The organism is Halomarina salina (genome assembly GCF_023074835.1).
GTDB lineage: Archaea > Halobacteriota > Halobacteria > Halobacteriales > Haloarculaceae > Halomarina > Halomarina salina.
In genome coordinates, this window is sequence record NZ_JALLGW010000001.1 from 2,212,263 (window position 1) to 2,229,477 (window position 17,215).

The 17,215-nt window shown below is 67.7% G+C and carries 19 protein-coding genes and 1 pseudogene; 9 read left to right on the top strand and 11 right to left on the bottom strand.

What is annotated here, in order from left to right; genetic code table 11:
- Positions 1–5 precede the first annotated feature (5 nt).
- The 4 genes from MX571_RS11290 to MX571_RS11305 form a co-directional block, all read right to left on the bottom strand.
- On the bottom strand, positions 6–593 hold the full coding sequence (locus MX571_RS11290; protein WP_247416716.1) for a hypothetical protein: 588 nt from the start codon (positions 591–593) through the stop codon (positions 6–8).
- A 118-nt stretch (positions 594–711) separates the two neighbouring features.
- Positions 712–1,641, bottom strand: coding sequence for a metal-dependent hydrolase (locus tag MX571_RS11295; RefSeq protein WP_247416718.1), 930 nt, complete (start codon positions 1,639–1,641; stop codon positions 712–714).
- Between the two features lie 82 nt (positions 1,642–1,723).
- Positions 1,724–2,041: a DUF7116 family protein gene (locus MX571_RS11300; protein WP_247416719.1), complete on the bottom strand. Its 318-nt coding sequence runs from the start codon at positions 2,039–2,041 to the stop codon at positions 1,724–1,726.
- A gap of 119 nt (positions 2,042–2,160) precedes the next feature.
- Positions 2,161–2,403 (bottom strand): DUF5816 domain-containing protein, encoded by a 243-nt coding sequence (locus tag MX571_RS11305; protein WP_247416721.1) that lies wholly within the window; start codon positions 2,401–2,403, stop codon positions 2,161–2,163.
- Between the two features lie 75 nt (positions 2,404–2,478).
- On the opposite strand from MX571_RS11305, the gene MX571_RS11310 reads away from it, so the two are divergent.
- Both MX571_RS11310 and MX571_RS11315 read left to right on the top strand, forming a co-directional pair.
- Positions 2,479–3,864 (top strand): bifunctional metallophosphatase/5'-nucleotidase, encoded by a 1,386-nt coding sequence (locus MX571_RS11310; protein WP_247416723.1) that lies wholly within the window; start codon positions 2,479–2,481, stop codon positions 3,862–3,864.
- Positions 3,861–4,259 carry a universal stress protein gene (locus MX571_RS11315; RefSeq protein ID WP_247416724.1) on the top strand — a complete coding sequence of 133 codons (399 nt, stop codon included), beginning with the start codon at positions 3,861–3,863 and terminating at the stop codon, positions 4,257–4,259. Before MX571_RS11310 ends, MX571_RS11315 begins: the two co-directional genes overlap by 4 nt.
- A 49-nt stretch (positions 4,260–4,308) precedes the next feature.
- Here the strand turns inward: MX571_RS11315 and MX571_RS11320 are convergent, their stop codons facing one another.
- The gene (locus MX571_RS11320; protein ID WP_247416726.1) at positions 4,309–5,511 is read right to left on the bottom strand and encodes a mechanosensitive ion channel family protein; all 1,203 of its coding nucleotides are present in this window, start codon (positions 5,509–5,511) and stop codon (positions 4,309–4,311) included.
- A gap of 84 nt (positions 5,512–5,595) precedes the next feature.
- On the opposite strand from MX571_RS11320, the gene MX571_RS11325 reads away from it, so the two are divergent.
- A complete protein-coding gene (locus MX571_RS11325) occupies positions 5,596–6,330 on the top strand; it encodes a proteasome assembly chaperone family protein (protein ID WP_247416729.1) in 735 nt (244 codons plus the stop codon).
- Between the two features lie 64 nt (positions 6,331–6,394).
- Here the strand turns inward: MX571_RS11325 and MX571_RS11330 are convergent, their stop codons facing one another.
- Positions 6,395–7,099 carry a helix-turn-helix domain-containing protein gene (locus tag MX571_RS11330; RefSeq protein ID WP_247416732.1) on the bottom strand — a complete coding sequence of 235 codons (705 nt, stop codon included), beginning with the start codon at positions 7,097–7,099 and terminating at the stop codon, positions 6,395–6,397.
- Between the two features lie 458 nt (positions 7,100–7,557).
- Here MX571_RS11330 and MX571_RS11335 point away from each other — a divergent pair, with 458 nt between their 5' ends.
- Positions 7,558–7,767: a DUF8106 domain-containing protein gene (locus MX571_RS11335; protein ID WP_247416735.1), complete on the top strand. Its 210-nt coding sequence runs from the start codon at positions 7,558–7,560 to the stop codon at positions 7,765–7,767.
- A gap of 45 nt (positions 7,768–7,812) precedes the next feature.
- On the opposite strand, the gene MX571_RS11340 is transcribed toward MX571_RS11335, so the two are convergent.
- Positions 7,813–8,646 (bottom strand): eIF2B alpha/beta/delta subunit family protein, encoded by an 834-nt coding sequence (locus MX571_RS11340; protein WP_247416740.1) that lies wholly within the window; start codon positions 8,644–8,646, stop codon positions 7,813–7,815.
- A 96-nt stretch (positions 8,647–8,742) separates the two neighbouring features.
- Here MX571_RS11340 and MX571_RS11345 point away from each other — a divergent pair, with 96 nt between their 5' ends.
- Complete coding sequence (locus tag MX571_RS11345; protein ID WP_247416742.1) at positions 8,743–9,048, top strand: DUF7969 family protein; 306 nt, start codon at positions 8,743–8,745, stop codon at positions 9,046–9,048.
- 78 nt (positions 9,049–9,126) lie between these two features.
- On the opposite strand, the gene MX571_RS11350 is transcribed toward MX571_RS11345, so the two are convergent.
- Complete coding sequence (locus MX571_RS11350) at positions 9,127–9,906, bottom strand: DUF502 domain-containing protein (protein ID WP_247416745.1); 780 nt, start codon at positions 9,904–9,906, stop codon at positions 9,127–9,129.
- A 117-nt stretch (positions 9,907–10,023) separates the two neighbouring features.
- On the opposite strand from MX571_RS11350, the pseudogene MX571_RS11355 reads away from it, so the two are divergent.
- Positions 10,024–10,492, top strand: a pseudogene (locus tag MX571_RS11355) (GNAT family N-acetyltransferase).
- Between the two features lie 202 nt (positions 10,493–10,694).
- On the opposite strand, the gene MX571_RS11360 reads toward MX571_RS11355, so the two are convergent.
- Entirely contained in the window at positions 10,695–11,162 is a 468-nt protein-coding gene (locus tag MX571_RS11360) for a cupin domain-containing protein (protein WP_247416749.1), read from the bottom strand.
- A gap of 138 nt (positions 11,163–11,300) precedes the next feature.
- Here MX571_RS11360 and priS point away from each other — a divergent pair, with 138 nt between their 5' ends.
- Together priS and MX571_RS11370 are read left to right on the top strand one after the other, a co-directional pair.
- Positions 11,301–12,482 (top strand): DNA primase small subunit PriS, encoded by a 1,182-nt coding sequence (priS, locus tag MX571_RS11365; RefSeq protein ID WP_247418471.1) that lies wholly within the window; start codon positions 11,301–11,303, stop codon positions 12,480–12,482.
- Entirely contained in the window at positions 12,479–13,426 is a 948-nt protein-coding gene (locus MX571_RS11370; protein ID WP_247416752.1) for a DNA replication complex subunit Gins51, read from the top strand. Before priS ends, MX571_RS11370 begins: the two co-directional genes overlap by 4 nt.
- Before the next feature lie 243 nt (positions 13,427–13,669).
- On the opposite strand, the gene MX571_RS11375 is transcribed toward MX571_RS11370, so the two are convergent.
- Together MX571_RS11375 and MX571_RS11380 are read right to left on the bottom strand one after the other, a co-directional pair.
- Positions 13,670–15,946 (bottom strand): CDC48 family AAA ATPase, encoded by a 2,277-nt coding sequence (locus tag MX571_RS11375; RefSeq protein WP_247416755.1) that lies wholly within the window; start codon positions 15,944–15,946, stop codon positions 13,670–13,672.
- Positions 15,943–16,176, bottom strand: coding sequence for a DUF7127 family protein (locus tag MX571_RS11380; protein WP_247416758.1), 234 nt, complete (start codon positions 16,174–16,176; stop codon positions 15,943–15,945). Before MX571_RS11380 ends, MX571_RS11375 begins: the two co-directional genes overlap by 4 nt.
- 241 nt (positions 16,177–16,417) lie before the next feature.
- Between MX571_RS11380 and MX571_RS11385 the strand changes: the two genes are divergently transcribed.
- Positions 16,418–17,188 carry an alpha/beta fold hydrolase gene (locus tag MX571_RS11385; RefSeq protein ID WP_247416760.1) on the top strand — a complete coding sequence of 257 codons (771 nt, stop codon included), beginning with the start codon at positions 16,418–16,420 and terminating at the stop codon, positions 17,186–17,188.
- Positions 17,189–17,215 lie beyond the last annotated feature (27 nt).

Here is a 17,215-nt window from a genome sequence, read left to right on the forward strand (position 1 = left end):
GCTCCTCACAGGTCGGCCTCCAGTCGCTCGCGGCCGCGGGCGAACCGGCGGAAGTACAGTTCGAAGACGACGCCGGCACCGACGCCCGCGACGGTGGACGCGACGAACTCCAGCATCAGCGCCCGTTCGTCGACGACGAACCCGGTGCCGAGGTAGATGTCGGCGACCCAGCGGACGACGGCCCAGATGCCCGCGGCGGCCATCGTCGTCACGACGACGAAGAAGACGGCGAAGCTGTAGCTCATCTCGACGGCCGTGAACACGTCGAGTTCGACGGCGACGAGCAGCGCGAGCGCGGCGACGGCGATGTAGGTGGTCACGTCGCTGACGGTTCCGTCTCCGACCGACCGCACGACGAGCGGGAGGGCGGCCAGCCCCAGCACCTCCCACGGCGGCATCGCCCGGAGCGAGCGCCGTGCGAGCGCCGGGAACGCGCCCACCGTCGCGACGCCGAGCGCGAACAGCGCCCACAGTCGCTCGCCGACGGCGACGTTCCCGACGGCGACGGCGGCCGCTCCGGCGACGAGCAGCCACGCCAGGAGGGCGTTCGTGCCCGCGTCGCGGAGCATCCGACTGACCTCCGACTGGTCCATACGTGCTGTAGTCGGCAGGCGATACAAAAACCTACTCAGCGGCGGCGGGGTCGTGGCCGTTCTGGCCGGGGCGCTCTCGTGACGACAGGTGTCTCCTCGACGTGTCTCTCGTGTGGATTCAGACGGCGAGATACGCGGCGAGATAGACGAGAACGGCGACGGTGACGGTCGCGAGCGCCGTCAGGGCCATCGCCAGCGTCCGGTGTCGGTCGCGCGAGCGGAGGTGGTCGATGCCGCCGACCCCGACGCCACACGCGACGCCGAGTCCCAGCACGGTGAACACGAACGGGTAGGACAGCGAGAGCGTCGGCGCGGGAACCGCCAGGGCAGCCCCGCCGGACGGCAGCCCCAGCGCCGCCGTCGGGTCGAGGTAGTCGGCGAGCCGCTGGTCGGTGAGGTGGAGGTAGACGACCGCCGCCAGCCAGAACGTCCCGAGTTCGACGAGCATCGCGCCGACGAGGTGGAGCGTCGGGTCGGGACTGAGCGCGATACGTTCGGTCAGCAGCGTCGCCTCGAACGGGTAGAGCAGTCGCGGGGGCGTACCGGTGAACAGGTCGCCGAACGGGTGGGTCGTCAGGCCGACGAGCGCCGTGAGGAGGACGCTCCTCGGCGACACGTCGAACCGACCCGCGAGCGTCGCGACGCCCGCCCCACCGACCGCGAACGCCCCGACCACCAGCGCCCCGAGGACGCCGCTGGCGAGTCCCGACCAGGCGACCAGCGCCCCGAGGGTACACCCGCCGACGACGCGGGGCCACCCCGCCCGCGACACGGCGGCGAACGCGGGCGCGGCGACCACGGCGACGACGAGCGAGTGGGTCGCGGCGCGGTGGACGACGCTGCTCGCGCCCCAGAACCCCTTGGCGAGCGCCAGGGGGCCGCCGTCGGCCCAGAGGAGGCCGACCGGAGCGTAGAGCATGTCGACGTCGGGGAGGGTCGCGAACGCGCCCGCGAGGAGGCCGAGGGCGAGCGCTCGGTCGCGGCCCGTGTACCGGGCCGCGACGGCGGCGACGAGGGCGAACGCCAGCAGTCCGTGACCGACGAACACGCTCTCGCTAGCGCGTCAGCGCGCAAAAACAGTGCGGTGGGTCGTGCTACCCCAGTACTCGGTAGGTCGTCGGCGACGACCCCTACGAGGGGAGTCCCTCGCTCGCCGTCGGGTGGAGCACCTCGTAGTCGCCGTCGCCGTCGACGCGCATCACCGCCCAGTCGTAGTCCGGTTCGAGTCCCAGCAGTTCCTCGCGGAGCTCCGACGCCCGGTCGGGGTCGGCGACGAAACAGCGCAGGTCCGCCTCGTCGCGTACCTCAGTCGGCGTCTGCTCCGAGATATAGACGATACGCCACTTGCGTTCCGCTCTGAGTTCGTCTCCGACGGACTCCACCTCGTAGCCGAGGTCCGTGAAGATCGTGCGCGCTTCGTCGATCAAGGGTGTGCTAAGGACCCCCATTCGTACGGAGGTTGTGTGTCTCTGCACATAACCTTTGGCACGTACTGACATGACACATCGACTCGGCGACCCTTCCGAGAAATCGGGACACTGCGGGGCCGTCCGGGAGTCCGCCGCACTCACTCGTGTGCGGCGTCCCACTCCTCGGCCTTGTGGAGGTTCGAACAGCCGTTGCACTGGATGCGACCCATCGAGTCGACGGCGGTGTCGAGCGTCTCACAGTTCGAACAGAAGTACCCCCAGCGCCGACTCCTGTCCTCGGTGACGTAGACGACGAAGAAGGGGGCTTTCGAACCGCGCTCCGCCTCGTCGCGGGCGACGTACAGCGTTCCGTCTCCGTGGTCGCGGGCCTCGAGGCTCATACGCGCTACTGGTCGTTCGTCGGTAAATGCTCCGCGGTCGATGCGTTGATACGAGCGTGGGCCGTCGGCGCGAGTATGTCCCCTCGTCTCCTCCACTACTCCGACCTCGAAGGGGTGTACGACGACCCCGACCGCCTCGCGCGTCTCGCGAGCAGCATCGACCACCTCCGCGACGACGAGACGCTCGTGGTCGGGAGCGGCGACAACACCGCTCCGGGCGTTCTCTCGCTCGTCTCCGAGGGCCGGCAGGCCCTCCCGTTCTTCGACCGCGTCGGGCCCGACGCCGAGACGCTGGGGAACCACGACTTCGACTACGGTCTCGACGCGACACGCCACCTCGTCCGCGAGTCGCCCCAGCAGTGGGTGAGCGCCAACGTCCGCACCGACGACGGCGACGTGTTCGGCGAGGAGTGTGGCGTCGCCCCCTCGACGGTTCTCGAAGTGGACGGCGCACGGGTCGGTCTCGTGGGCGTCACCGACCCGGCGACGAAGGAGATGAGTCCGCGCGCGAACGGCCTGCGCTTCACCGACCCCGTCGAGGCCGTCGGCCGCGAGATCGGCCGACTCAGGAACGAGGGCGTCGACCACCTCGTCGTCCTCTCGCACCTCGGCGCTGCCGACGACGACCTCGCGCGGACGTACGACCTCGACGCCGTCCTCGGGGGCCACGTGCACGAACCGCGCGCCGAGGTCGTCGCGAACACGGTCTGTACGCGAACCGGACCCAACGGGCACCGCCTCGTCGAGGTCGACCTCGCGGACGGGTCGGTGTCGCTCCACGACGTGACCGACGCCGCCCCCGACGAGGCGCTCTACGCCGAGTTCAGCGACCTCCGCGCGGAGACGGGGCTGACCGACGTGGTCGGCCACGTCGAGCGCCCCGTCGAGCGCCGCCGCGACCTCCGGACCGCGGGGGAGTGTCGCATCGGCAACTTCGTCGCGGACGCCTACCGATGGGCGGCCGACGCGGACCTCGCGCTCCACAACTCCGGCGGCCTGCGCGACGGACCGGCGCTGGAGGAGGCGGTGACCGCGGCCGACCTCGTCGGCGTCGTCCCGTTCGACGAGCCGGTCTCGGTCGCCGAGGTCGACGGTGAGGACCTCTACGACCTGTTCGCCGACGCCTACCGCGCGCCCCACGGCGAGTGGCGCTGGGACGCCCACATCAGCGGGGCGACCGTCGCCTTCGACACCGAGGCGAACGAGGTCCGGGAGCTACACGTCGGCGGGGACCCCGTCGACCCCGACCGGACCTACGAACTCGCGACGAACGACTACCTGCTCTCGACGGCCCACGAGTTCCCGACGCTGACGGCGGCCCACCGCGACCGGACGTTGACGGTCCAGTACGAGGTGCTCGTCGCCTACGCGAGGGAACACGGGATACAACCCGAACTGGAAGACCGTATCGACCTCGGACGAAAAGCTTCAGAACCCTCGGCGCGGAACCACAACCGATGACGCAGGTGGTCGTCCCGGTCAGATACCCGCTCTCGGACCACTCCCGAGCGACGCTCGAGGAGGGTGCGCGCATCGCGGACGAACGAGACGCGGCCCTCGTCGTCCTCCACGTCAACCTCTACCAGAACGGCCACCCCATCTCCCGGCGCGACCTGAAGCGGGCCGCCGAGGAGGTCACCGGTCCGCGCAAGCGAACCCGCTACGTCGTCCGGTCGGGCTTTCTCGTCGAGGAGACCATCCTCGACGAGGTGGCCTCGGAGAACGCCGACGTGGTGGTCATCGGCAGAAAGCAGGTGAGTCGCTGGCGGCGGATGGTCCGCCGCCTCACCGACGACCCCGACGTCGAGCGGTTCCTCCGCGAGAAGATCGACGCGGAGGTCGTCACCGTCGGCTGAACGGCGTTCTGCCGTCGGTCTCTCGACGACACTGCGACGGAGCGCGTCGCTACTCGTCGTCCGGGCCGGACGTATCCGCGCCGCCTTCGTCGTGACCGTCCTCGTCGCTCTCACCCGCGTCCACGTCGTCCCGTTCCTCGCCGTCGCCGTCCGTCCTCGGAGTGTTCTGCGCGCGACTCTCACCCTCGTAACCTCGCTCCGGTGCGCCCGGCCCCCGGTCTCGCATCGACACTGGCAGTTCGCCCGTCGTCTCGTCGAACACGACGTGCGAGTGGGGGTACGCGATCTCGACGTCCGCGTCGTCGAGACGCTCCCAGATACGCTCCTGAACGCGCGAGCGGACCGTCAGCAGTTTGTACGGCTCGCGGACCCAGTAGCGGAGTCGGAGGTTGACGCCGTGGTCGGCGTAGTTCTCGATGTAGCACGTCGGGGCGGCGGGGTACCGCGCGCTCCCGATGCGGATGTCGGGGCCGCCTTCGATGACCCGGTCGACGCCGCGAGCGGAGTCCTCGATGAGTTCTCGCGCCTCCTTCAGGTCGCCCTCGTAGGTGACCAGCACGTCGAGCGTGAGTCGCGACCGGGGGTCCTCCGCGGAGTAGTTGACGACGTCGCGCTCGCGCATCGTCCCGTTGGGAACGACGAGGAACGTGTTGTCGAACGTGAATATCTTCGTGTACCGGAGCGTGACGTCCTCGATGAATCCGCGCTGGGGCGGGTCCCTGCCGACGAGTTCGACCATGTCACCCACCTCGTAGGGCTGGTCGGCGAGGACGAACAGCCCCTGGACGTAGCTCCCGACGATGGGTGCGAGCACGATACCGATGACGGCCGAGAACACCGTCAGCGAGATGGTGATGTCGCCGAGTTTGACGTTGTAGATGCCGAGGATGGTGAGGAACCCGAACACGTAGACGACCCCGCGCATGAGTCGGAGGACGGTCCGAGTGACGCTCGGTCGGCGGAACCGTCGGGCGATGCGCCGGCCGAACGTCTTCGTCAGGAACTGTGCTGCGTACCACGAGAGCGCGATTACGAGGAGGGTGAGGATGAGGCGTGCCCACTCGTCGGGGATGTGGAACAGATTCACCAGTTCGCTAATTGCCCGTTCACTGACATCCGACTGGTTCCCCGCCGACTGGTTTCCCGAGACGTTGCTACCGGTTCCGTTTCCCGTCCCGTTTCCGCCCGTCCTGTTCGTCGACTGGTTCTGCGTCCCCTGCTGCAGACTGGTCGGGGACGACTGGCCGCGCATACCCGTCGCTCTCCCGACGAGGGAAAAAGGGTTGCGACCCGTGGCTCGGGAAGTTTGAAGCGTCTGCCCGCCGCGTCTCTACGTATGTTCGGGTTACGCGAGCGCCCCGCGTTCGACGTCACGCACACGGAGTCGCCGGGCGAGGCGCTGGTCTGTGGGTTCTCCGAGTACGGACTGGCGGGGCTGACCGCCGCGAACTACCTCGTTGAGCACCTGAACCTGACGGAGGTCGGTCACGTCACGACGGCGGAACTGCCGACCATCACGCCCTTCGAAGACGGCCGTCCCCGCCATCACACCCGCCTGTTCTCCCGCGAGGACTTCCCGGTGACCGTCCTCGTCGGGGAACTGTTCGTCCCGCCCGCGGCCGCCACCCCGTTCGCAGAGGCGGTCGGCGAGTGGGCCGCCGACGAGGTCGACGAACTCGTCGTCCTCTCGGGTGTCCCCATCGCTCACGGCCCCGACGACCACCGCGCGTTCTACGTCGCCACGGACGGCTACCGGGAGCGACGCCTCGCCGACCAGGACGTTCAGGCGATGGCCGGCGGGTTCCTCGACGGCGTCAACGCCGCCATCACCCGACTGGGTCTCGACACCGACCTGGAGACGTGCGTGTTCGCCACGCCCGCCCACGCGCAGGCCCCCGACGTGGACGCCGCACTGCGACTGCTCGACGCCGTCACGCGGGTCTACGACCTCGACGTCGACACGGAACCGCTCGAAGCGTACGCCCAGCGCGTCCAGCGCTACTACGCCGAACTCGCCGACCGGATGGAGAGCCGCGAGGAGCAGGGGAGCGACGACCGGATGTACATGTGAGCCATGGAGCAGGTGCGTGAGTACGCCGACCTACGTCGCTCTCGGTGACTCGGCCAGCACGAAATCAAGCCTCCGAGGTGGGCTCGAGAAACGCGTTCGTCGTGAAGGTGACGATCGCACGACGGAGCCGTTCGGTGACTGCCTGGTCGGACACCTCCATCTGTGTCGCGAGTTCGGCGAGTTTGATCTCTCGAGGGACGGCGTAGTACCCCTCTTCCACCGCCTTGGTTAGCGTCTCGCGCTGAACGGGAGTCAGGCCGAAATCCGCGACGATGTCGGAATCCGCCGACCCACTGATGACGTCGAGGTACTCTGCCTGTTCGTACTTCTCCAGGAGGGTGAACTGGAGGTCGTACTCCGCGCACACGTCTCGGAACCGTGTCAAGCCGTCGTAGTTGGGGAACGCGACCTGGTACTCCCACCCCTCGTGAGTGCCGACCATCCGCTGGAGGACCCCGCCGGCGTCGACGAGCGTCGGATATACGCTCCGCCGCTGTCCCTCGCCGACTTGCTTGACCCGATACAGTTGCTGGTCGCTGAAGGTCGTGAGACACCGGATGTCCGTCACCGTCGGGTCGGTCTTCATCGCCGCCTCGAACGCATCACAGTCGTCCGATTCGACCCAGAAGGTGCCGACCCGCTTCTCGTAGTCGACGGTCTCTAGCTGTTCGAAAATGACACGTGTGGACGGTACGCCTCGGAGCGCCTGGAGTAGCGTCGGTTGTGATACCAACGCGTTGACGATTAGTCGCACGGGGTCCCCCGACATAGTAAGGGTGTGAGAATGCCATACATAACCATGACGGTGCGCGCTTCTTCCGTGGCCGAGGACAGTACGGACGCGCGGACGCAACGGAACGGGAGGGAGTCGGTTGCGCTATCTCACCGACGGGTGAGGTCGAGGAGAATCGATACTTCGCAGCACGGGTGTCTCGGCTGGTCCGGCGCCAATCTGGGTGAGACGACGACACACTGGTATCGCCTACTGCGTGCCGAGGGCCGGATTGCGCCCCCGATTGGCAGCGCCGAGTTCCTCCATGCTGGAAACCATCGTGAACCGACCGCTGTATCGCTTTCGCCGTCGCCACGCTTCCAGCACTCTATCGAATCGGGGTCGCTCTCACCACGATTCACCGACCCGTGATATCGAGTCTCAGGCCGTGAAGAGACGGTTAACGATGTTTATTGCCAATACACGTATCAGTGGCGAGTCGCTAGGGTGAGGTGATGAGTAAAGCAGACCTCCAGCGGCCCGCCCGGGAGCGCACGACGCGCCGGAAGGCGGTGCTGTTCTGCCCGACCTGCGGCCACGAGAGCCACGCGCGTCGTGGTGACTGGCTGGTAGAGCACCGACCGACCGACGAGGGGGACGTCGTCGCCGTCTCCTGTCCGACCTGCGAGACGACGCTCACGGTCGAACCGGCGTTCTGTGGGTAACGGCGAAACCGACAGTCCTCCTTCCGACGCGAACGCGTCCTCCGCTCAGTCCGTGACGACGTCGTCGACGAGACGCATCGGGGTCGCGTCGTAAGCAGGGTTCTCGACGGCGAACCCCTCCGCCGGTTCGAGCATCACCTCGCTCGGCGAGCGGAACTCGTTCTGGAACACGAACCCGTCCTCGATGACCTTCGCACCCGACCCGATGACGGTGACCGGCACGTCTAGCTGGTGTGCGGTCGCGGCGATGGGGAACGTGCCGACGCGGTTGTAGAGCGTGTCGCCGACGATGCAGTCCATCCCGAAGACGACCTCGTCGCACTGCGAGAGGAGGTAGCCGACCGCGCTGTCGACGAGCAGGTGTGGCTCGATGCGGTCGATTTCGGCCAGCGACCGGACGGTCTTGCGGCCCAGGTAACGCGGCCGCGCCTCGGTGGCGTAGATGGTGAGATGCTTCCCGTCGCGGGCGGCGAGTTCGACCGCCTCCAGCACGGTCGAGGAGTAGTCGTGTGTCAGGAGCGTGTCCCCGTCGTCGAGACGCTCGGCGGTGTTCTCGGCGGCGAGATGCTTCGCCGTCTCGACGCGGTCGACGACCCGTTCGGCGGCCTCCTCGGTGAGCCGCTTGGCCTCCTCGATACTGTCGGGGTCCGCGTCGGTCACCGTCGTCACGATGTCCCGCTGTGTCGTGTGGAGACTCGCGTGCGACGGGTTGGCTCGACGGAGCGCGCTCGCGTTCCGCTCCAGGTCCCGGATGTACTCCTCGACCGTCGCCACCTCCCGGTCGGTGAGCGACGCGATAGCCCGTGCGGCCTTGACCGCGACGACCGACGAGCTGTGCGTCTGCATCTCGCGGATCTCCTCTACGGTCTCGTCTATCATTGGTCCCACCTCGCTCGAATCGGGCAAAGTGTTTCTGGATAGCTGGGCGACGGCCGACACCACTAGGTCCATGACCGTGCCCCGCGTGGGAGTACCATGGGGTTCCCCGTTCGCTACACCTGCCCGCGCTGTGACGCGGTCGTGACGCTCGACCGCGAGGGGTATCTCGCCGACAAGTGCGTCACCGAAGAGCCGCTGTCGGGGTGGGCGTACGCTCCGGCCTACGACTCGTTCGAGGAGAGCGACGGCGTCGAACTCGTCTGCGGTGCGAGCGAGACGGAGGGCGAGGGCTGTGGCCGTCCGTTCTACCTGAGCTTCGTCCGCTACGAGGAGGGGCGCGAAGTGGACGGCGACGTACCACCGGATCCGGACGACGGGCCGAAGTTCGACTTCCTTCGCTGAGTGCCGACGGGGGTACCTCGTCGTTCTCTCCAGTCACCGCACGGACTCTCCGAGGCCGTCGCCCCCGCTCATACCACCCTACTCTTCCCGATGGCCGTCGACCTCCTCGAACCCGTTGTCTGGGTCGACGCGTCGCGCAGTCGTGTCGAGCCCCATCGCCTGCAGTCGGTCGGGCGAGACGGACTGCTGGCCGTTGTCCGACACCGTGACGCCGCTGGTGACGATGGAGCGGACGCCCTCCTCGACGGTCATGTCCACGTCGACGACCCGGTCACGGCTGACGTGGAGGACGAACCCGCCCATGACCGGGTTCGGTGCCATCGGCATGAACAGCGTCACCATGTCGTCGTTGCCGGTCGCCACCTCGACGTTCTGTGGCGTGTCGGCCGTGACGAACGCGAGCGTGTACGACCCCTCCGACGGGTACTCGACGAGTTTCACGTCCTGGAAACTGTCGACGTCGCTGTCGACGACGACCTCGCTCATCTGTCGGAACCCGGTGTAGATAGAGCCGAATCCGGGGATACGTTCGAGTCCGTTGTGGAACACCCGCGTCGCGCGCCCGTTCGTCGGTGACCGGTTCGCTAGCATCCCGAGGACGAGGGTCCCCAGAACGAGCACGACGACGGTGACCGCCTTGACGTACGCCTTGCTGAGCGTGGAGTCGGCCTGGATGAATCCGAAGTGCCGCGCCAGGACGGTGACGACCGGATCGAGGTTCGTCGAGACGAATTCCACCAGTACGCTGATGATGAGCAGGGAGACGAGGAGGGGGAGGATGAGTGCCGCTCCGAGGGCCAACCACTCCCGGAGCATCTCTTTGACCCCCTCCACCGGTCGAGCGTCTGCAGTCGCCATACGAGACTGTTCCACGTCTTTGACTAAAGACATGGGGCCTGCCAAGCCGGGGTATCTGTAAGTGAACGGTCCACGATGCCGGTGGAAATATATGCGTTCACGCACCTAACCACGGTAGTGAGCGTCAACGTAGAGTCCTACGTGGTCGACCCCGGTGACGACGAGTACGTCGACCAGGCGTGGGACCTCAAAGAACGCATCAACCACGAGGAGGGCGTCCTCAAGCAGCGACGGGGGTTCTTCACCGACGCCTACCGTCGCTCGACGGTCTACTGCTACCTGGAGGACGACGACCTCCTCGCGTTCGCCTCGGCGCGCCGCGACGGCTACATCCTCTTCCTCGCCGTCACGCCCGAGTTCCGCGGCCACGGCTTCGGGAAACGGCTCGTCGCCACCGTCGCCGACCGCCACTCCTCGGTCACCTGCCACTACGACCAACCAGAACGCCATCGAGTTCTACCAGCACCTCGGCTTCGAGATTCAGCGCCGCGTCTCGGGGTACTACGAGGACGGTGGCGACGCCTACTACCTCCGTCTCGGCGAGGACGGCCTCCGCGAGCGTATCAGCCGGTTCATGGGCTTCTGAGCGACCTTTTATGCCCGCGCCGGGGTCGCTGCGCGACCCCGACAGTGCAAAAGCTCGACCAAAAGGATTCCCTCACCGCCTCGGTCGCTTCGCTCCCTCGACGGTTCAGTCACCCCGCTCGCTCCCTGCGGTCGCTCGCGGTACAGTAGAACGACTGCTCGGTTCGACTGCGATCGCTCACGGCGCGCGTACGACTCGCTCCTTACTCGTAGCGACCCGTCTCTGCACCGCACTCGGCACAGTAGAACACTTCTGCGCCGTCCTCGGCCTTCAGCACGGCGTCCGTTCGGTCGCCACACTCCGGGCAGTGACGGCGGAGGTCTATCGGTCCCTCGTCCTGGGGTGCGCCGATTGCGAGGACGACCAGTCGCTCGTCGTGGGCGTTCCGCCCCTGCTGCCAGTCGCCCGGCGCGAACCGGATTAGCTCCCCCGTCTCGACCGTCACGTCGCCGCCCTCGGTCTCGAACGTCGCCGTCCCGGCGACGACGTAGAACAGTTCCTCCTGCTCGTGATGTCGGTGGTAGCAGTCGCCGATTGTCTCGCCCTGCGCGACCTCGTAGTAGTTGACGGCGAGGCCCTCGACGCCGAGCGCTCCGGTGAGGCTCTTGAACAGTTTGCTGCCGTCCTCGTACTGGTATCCCTCGACGTCCTCGACGGCGACGTGGTTCATCGGCGCAGGATGTACGTTCGGCGGGATAACTCCACGGTACGGAGTGGTAGTGAACGACGGCTCCTATCGTTGAGTGTCCTCCCGAAACCGCCCCTATCCCGAACACTTCTTACCCACGCGGGCGTGAACATCGAAGGGATGAACGAGCGGACCCGCGAGTACCTCCGCGGCCGGTTCGGCGACCACTACCGACGGGTGTCGGTCGAGTCGCCGCCCGCGGCCGACCGGCGCGAGTGGGGGTACATCCCCTTCACGTCGGGCGAGGGGACGACGATGGTCCGCCACAAGTCGGCGTTCGACGTGGGCGACCTCGGGACGTTCCTAACCCGCGAGCGTCCGCGGCACGTCTACTTCTCGGCGGGTCGGTACGACGACCCCGGCGCGCGCTCGATGAACGAGAAGGGCTGGCGGGAGTCAGACCTGGTGTTCGACCTCGACGCCGACCACCTGCCGGGCGTCGACGAGGAGGCGGACAGCTACGCCTCGATGCTGGCGACCTGCAAGGACGCGCTCGGTCGCCTGCTGGCGTTCCTCGACGACGACTTCGGTTTCGAGGAGATGACCGTCGTCTTCTCGGGCGGCCGGGGCTACCACGTCCACGTCCGCGACGAGTCGGTCCGCTCGCTCGACCGGCAACAGCGCCGCGAGGTGGTCGACTTCGTCCGCGGCATCGGCCTCGACGACGTGACCCAGTTGACCTCCGTCGAGACGGTCGCCGGGATGGGTCTGAAGAACCCCGTCGAGAAGCGGACGCTGCGAACCGACGGCGGGTGGGGTCGGCGCGTCCAGACGCGACTCCTCGCGCTGGTCGAGGAGGTCCGTGAGATGGACGAGGAGGCGGGCGTCGCCCGTCTCCGCGAGTTCGACGGTATCGGCGAGAAGGGAGCGACGACGCTGTACAACGCGATGACGAACAACGACGACCAGCTACGGGCGGGCAACCTCGAAGCGGCGGGCCAGTACACCCGGAAACTCGCGCAGTTGCTCCTCGACCGTGCGGTCGCCGAGGACGGTGCGCCCATCGACGAACCCGTCACGACGGACATCAACCGGCTCATCCGCTTACCGGGGAGCCTCCACGGCGGGTCGGGCCTCGCCGTCACGCGCCTCGACCGTGACGACCTTGCCGGATTCGACCCGCTCGTGGACGCCGTCCCCGAGACGTTCCGGGACCACGAGATTCGGGTGGACCTCCCCGAGGACCTGACGGTCGAACTCGACGGGGAAACGTATAATATCCCAGAGGGGACTAGCACAGTGAGAGAGTGTGTCGGCGTCCACCTGATGGCGCGCGGTGACGCGGAGAAAGCCCCAGAATGAACCTCGACGAACTACAGACGGCCCAGAGCCGTGAACGACAGACCGACAGCCTCCAACAGCTACGGGAGTCGTTCTACGAGGACGCGGGCCAGTTCATCTCGCAGTTGCGCGAGGAGCGAAAGCGCGCCTCCGAACGGGCGGACGACCCGTTCGACGCGCCCGAGGTGCGACGCCTCACCGACGACATCAAGACCGCCGAGCGGACGGTCGAGGCCATCTACGAGCGCCGTATCGGGAAACTCGTCAAGCAGGCGAGCCTCGAAGCGGCGGGGATGGCCGCCGACGCGTCCGGACTGACGCGCGAGGAGCAGGACGTCTTCGAGACGCTGGTCACGACCATCGAGAACAACCGGGTGCACGTCCTCGACGAGGTCATCGCAGGCGAACGGCAGTCCACGCCGACCTCCTCTACCCCGTCGACCGAAATCGCCGACGAGGCGACGAGTAGTGGGGAGGAGACGACCGTCGCCGACGATGGGTCGGCACCGCCGACCGCCGACGCGTCGGCCAGCGAGTCGTCGGGCGTCGACGCCGCCGACCTGATGGGCAGTGGCGGTGACGCGGCGGCCGCCCACGAGGAAGAGTCGTCGGTTCAGGAGGTCCCGCCGGACGCGACGGGACGCGCCGACGACTCCGGCCCGGCCATTCCTCCGGATACGCCACTGGAGACCGAGGAAGCCGACGTGGAAGCGCCGGAGGACGACCCGACGTACGGTGCGGACCCGGACCCGGGAGGAACGGCGGCGGCGTCCGCCGGTGACGCCACGGCCTCGGAGGAGTCACGACCCGTCGACCGCACCACCGTGCGAATCACGCGCGACGTCGGCGAGATTCTGGGCGTCGACCAGCGCGCCTACGACCTCAAGAGCGAGGACGTGGTGACGCTGCCGACGCCGAACGCCGAACCGCTCGTCGACCGCGACGCCGCGGAACGACTCGACTGAGGCTCGCACTGCGTCTCACCGAGAACCGACGACCCGACGAGTCGCACCCACTGGTGCGCTCGTCGTCTCTGCTCCTCCTGTCGTCTATCCGGTGCAGCGGCGACCCCCAGGTCGGCGTGCTCGGCAGGGGGCCGTCGCACCGCTGACGCTCCGGCCGAACGAGCGGTCTTCAAAACTGTTCTCCGTGCGAACGAGCGTAACGTTGTCGCGGGGGTCGCGGAGCGACCCCCACTTGCACGAGGTCTACTGGAACGTGCGACTGACCTGTTCGCTGTCCTTGGGGCGCTCGCCCGAGTTGAACCGCTCTTCTATCTCGTCGTACTGCTGGCGCGTCTCCTCGGTGACCGAGGCGCGCACCTCGTCCATCGCGTCCTCGAAGTGGTCCATCGTGATGCGGACGTTGCCGATGGAGCCCTCGATGTTCTCGCGGCTCTCGTCGTCCATCGAGGTGATGAACTCGCGGCTGGCGACGAGGGCGGCCTCGCGGCAGACTGCTTCGATGTCCGCGCCGACGTAGCCCTCCGTCTGGCGCGCCAGTTTGTCGAGGTCGACGTCGTCGGCCAGCGGCTTGCGTTCGGTGTGGACGTTGAATATCTCGCGGCGGGCCTCCTCGTCGGGGACGGGCACGTGGACGTGTCGGTCCAGCCGACCGGGGCGCAGGAGCGCCGAGTCGATGAGGTCGGGCCGGTTCGTCGCGGCGACGACCACCACGTCCTCCAGCTCTTCGAGCCCGTCGAGCTCCGTCAGGAGCTGGGAGACGACGCGCTCGCCGACGCCCGAGTCGCTCATGTTGCGACCGCGCTGGCCCGCGATGGAGTCGATCTCGTCGAAGAACACCACCGTCGGTGCGTTCGACCGGGCCTTCTCGAACACGTCGCGGACGCCCTTCTCGGACTCCCCGACGAACTTGTTGAGCAGTTCGGGCCCCTTGATGGAGATGAAGTTCGAGTTGGCCTCGTTGGCGACGGCCTTCGCGAGCAGCGTCTTCCCGGTGCCCGGCGGGCCGTAGAGCAGGACGCCCTTCGCGGCGTCCATGTCCATCGCCTCGAACACCTCGGGGTAGTCCAGCGGCCACTGGATGGTCTCGCGGAGGCGCTCCTTGGTGCCCTCCAGACCGCCGACGCGGTCCCAGGTCACGTCGGGCACCTCGACGAACACCTCGCGGAGTGCGCTCGGAGTGATGCCCTTCAGGGCCTCGCGGAAGTCGGTCTCCGTCACCGTGAGCGACTCCAGTACGTCCGCGTCGATCTCGTCCTGTTCGAGGTCGAGTTCGGGGCGGATGCGCCGGAGGGCGTTCATCGCGGCCTCCTTCGTCAGCGTCTCGAGGTCCGCGCCGACGAACCCGTGGGTGTTCTCGGCGTACGTCTCGAGGTCCACGTCGTCGGTCAGCGGCATGCCGCGGGTGTGGACCTGCATGATCTCCAGGCGGCCGTCCGTGTCGGGGACGCCGATCTCGATCTCGCGGTCGAACCGGCCGCCGCGGCGGAGAGCGGGGTCGAGCGCGTCGACGCGGTTCGTCGCGCCGATGACGGTCACCTGGCCGCGCTCTTCGAGGCCGTCCATGAGGCTGAGGAGCTGTGCGACGACGCGGCGTTCCACGTCACCGCTCGTCTCCCCGCGCTTGGGGGCGATGGAGTCGAGTTCGTCGATGAAGACGATGGCCGGCTGGTTCTCTTCTGCCTCCTCGAACACCTCGCGCAGTTGCTCCTCGCTCTCGCCGTAGTACTTCGACATGATCTCCGGGCCGGAGATGTCCGTGAAGTACGCGTCTATCTCGTTGGCGACGGCCTTCGCCATCAGCGTCTTCCCGGTCCCGGGCGGGCCGTGGAGCAGGACGCCCTTCGGCGGGTCGATGCCGAGCTGGCGGAACAGTTCGGGGTGGCGCATCGGCAGTTCGACCATCTCCCGCACCTGTTCGAGTTCGCCGTCGAGACCGCCGATGTCCTCGTAGGTGACCGATGGGGTCCCCTCGGTCGTCGACCCGCTCGCACCCGAGGCGATCTGTTCGGCGGGCTTCTCGCTGACGTGGACCTCCGTCGAGTCCGTGACGACGACGGTCCCGTCGGGGTCGGTCTCCGCTATCTTCAGCGGGATGCGCTGGCCGCTCATCGAGGAGAGCGGCCCGAGGCCGAGGCTGAACGGGACGGTCTGTCCCTTCGTGACGGCCTGGCCGCTCAACTTGTCGCGGATGTGGCTCCCGATGTTCCCGCGGATGCGGAGGTTCTGCGGGAGCGCGACCGTCACCTGTTTGGCGGGGTTGACGTCCGCCTTCTCGACGTCGACCTTGTCGTCGATGCCGACGCCCGCCTCCTGACGGAGGCGGCCGTCGATGCGGATGACGCCGTCGTCCTCGTCCTCGGGGTAGCCCGGCCAGACGCGCGCGACGGCGCGCCCGTCGGCCCCACTGATGAGGATGTAGTCCCCGTTCTCCAGGTCGAGGTCGTCCATCGCCGCGCGGTCGATGGCTGCGAGTCCTCGACCCGCGTCCTTCTGCTTCAGCGGCTTGACGGTGAGTTTCATAGGCTCACTTCGACGGTGACGACGCCGTTTTTGATAAACGCTTGCGAGCGTCCCGCCGGGACGTCGAACTCGTACTGCTGGTCGCCCTGGACGACCATCACGGTGCCGTCGACGACGTCGACGTCCGCCTCGACGCCAGCACCGAGGTCCGCGGCGAACACGGTCCGGTCGCTGTAGTCGTACCGGCGGAGCGGTCCGTCACCGTCTGCGAAACGTAGCTGGTTGGTCATGTACTAACTCCAGGTTAGTGCTTCTAGTATTTAAACTTTGCCTCGATGAACCACCGGACAGTAGGCGAACGGCGGACAACAGTGGTGTCGCGGTTCACAGTACGACCGGGGACGCAATTACGCTGACGGTCGGGGCGATTCCCCCCACCGTCGGACGTCGCGCAGCGGTGGAGTCTGGATGGGTCGAGAACCCGCCCGCAGAACGACCGGGGCTTTTGGGTGATGGTGGCGTGGGGGCCGTATGGAGCAGGTCGACCACGACGGGCGGACGACGGCGTACCGGCAGACCTCGTTCGGCGGGGGCGTTCCGACGCTCTACGTCCACGGGAGCGGCGCGGGCCACTCGGTGTGGGTCCACCAGTACGGGCAACGGGGCTTCGACGGCCCCTCCGTGGCGCTCGACCTGAGCGGGCACGGCGAGAGCGACGACGTCGACACGGCGGCCGGGCCGGAGACGATGGCCGCCTACGCGGCGGACGTGGTCGCCGTCGCCCGCGAGACGGGCGCGCGGGTGCTCGTCGGCAACTCGCTAGGGGGTGCGGTCGCACTGACGGTCGCCCTCGACACCGACCTGGAACTCGACGGTCTCGTCCTGACGGGCACCGGCGCGAAACTCGGGGTCCACGAGGAGCTACAGACGATGCTCGCCGAGGAGTTCGACGCGGCCGTCGAGACGCTCCACGGTCCCGACATGCTGTTCCACGACGCGGACGACGAGACCCGGTCGGCGTCGATGGCGTCGATGGAGACGACAGGCCGAGCGGTGACCGAGCGCGACTTCCTGACCTGCGACGCGTTCGACGTCCGCGACCGACTCGACGAGGTCACCGTCCCGACGCTCGCACTGACGGGCGAACACGACCGCCTCACCCCGGTCTCGTTCCACGAGTATCTGGCGGAAGAGCTTCCGGACTGCACGCTCGAAACCGTCGAAGACGCCGCTCACCTCTCGATGCTGGAGCGACCGGACGCCTGGAACGACGCCGTCGGACCGTTCCTCGGCGAGCGCTGAGGGACGTCGTGTTGGAGCCCTCCGATA

Bases quoted from the DNA above. Each gene is read 5' to 3' on its own strand.
- MX571_RS11290 (WP_247416716.1), bottom strand. From the start codon at position 593: ATGGACCAGTCGGAGGTCAGTCGGATGCTCCGCGACGCGGGCACGAAC.
- MX571_RS11300 (WP_247416719.1), bottom strand. From the start codon at position 2,041: ATGGGGGTCCTTAGCACACCCTTGATCGACGAAGCGCGCACGATCTTC.
- MX571_RS11305 (WP_247416721.1), bottom strand. From the start codon at position 2,403: ATGAGCCTCGAGGCCCGCGACCACGGAGACGGAACGCTGTACGTCGCC.
- MX571_RS11310 (WP_247416723.1), top strand. From the start codon at position 2,479: ATGTCCCCTCGTCTCCTCCACTACTCCGACCTCGAAGGGGTGTACGAC.
- MX571_RS11315 (WP_247416724.1), top strand. From the start codon at position 3,861: ATGACGCAGGTGGTCGTCCCGGTCAGATACCCGCTCTCGGACCACTCC.
- MX571_RS11320 (WP_247416726.1), bottom strand. From the start codon at position 5,511: ATGCGCGGCCAGTCGTCCCCGACCAGTCTGCAGCAGGGGACGCAGAAC.
- MX571_RS11325 (WP_247416729.1), top strand. From the start codon at position 5,596: ATGTTCGGGTTACGCGAGCGCCCCGCGTTCGACGTCACGCACACGGAG.
- MX571_RS11330 (WP_247416732.1), bottom strand. From the start codon at position 7,099: ATGTCGGGGGACCCCGTGCGACTAATCGTCAACGCGTTGGTATCACAA.
- MX571_RS11335 (WP_247416735.1), top strand. From the start codon at position 7,558: ATGAGTAAAGCAGACCTCCAGCGGCCCGCCCGGGAGCGCACGACGCGC.
- MX571_RS11340 (WP_247416740.1), bottom strand. From the start codon at position 8,646: ATGATAGACGAGACCGTAGAGGAGATCCGCGAGATGCAGACGCACAGC.
- MX571_RS11345 (WP_247416742.1), top strand. From the start codon at position 8,743: ATGGGGTTCCCCGTTCGCTACACCTGCCCGCGCTGTGACGCGGTCGTG.
- MX571_RS11350 (WP_247416745.1), bottom strand. From the start codon at position 9,906: ATGGCGACTGCAGACGCTCGACCGGTGGAGGGGGTCAAAGAGATGCTC.
- MX571_RS11360 (WP_247416749.1), bottom strand. From the start codon at position 11,162: ATGAACCACGTCGCCGTCGAGGACGTCGAGGGATACCAGTACGAGGAC.
- priS (WP_247418471.1), top strand. From the start codon at position 11,301: ATGAACGAGCGGACCCGCGAGTACCTCCGCGGCCGGTTCGGCGACCAC.
- MX571_RS11370 (WP_247416752.1), top strand. From the start codon at position 12,479: ATGAACCTCGACGAACTACAGACGGCCCAGAGCCGTGAACGACAGACC.
- MX571_RS11375 (WP_247416755.1), bottom strand. From the start codon at position 15,946: ATGAAACTCACCGTCAAGCCGCTGAAGCAGAAGGACGCGGGTCGAGGA.
- MX571_RS11380 (WP_247416758.1), bottom strand. From the start codon at position 16,176: ATGACCAACCAGCTACGTTTCGCAGACGGTGACGGACCGCTCCGCCGG.
- MX571_RS11385 (WP_247416760.1), top strand. From the start codon at position 16,418: ATGGAGCAGGTCGACCACGACGGGCGGACGACGGCGTACCGGCAGACC.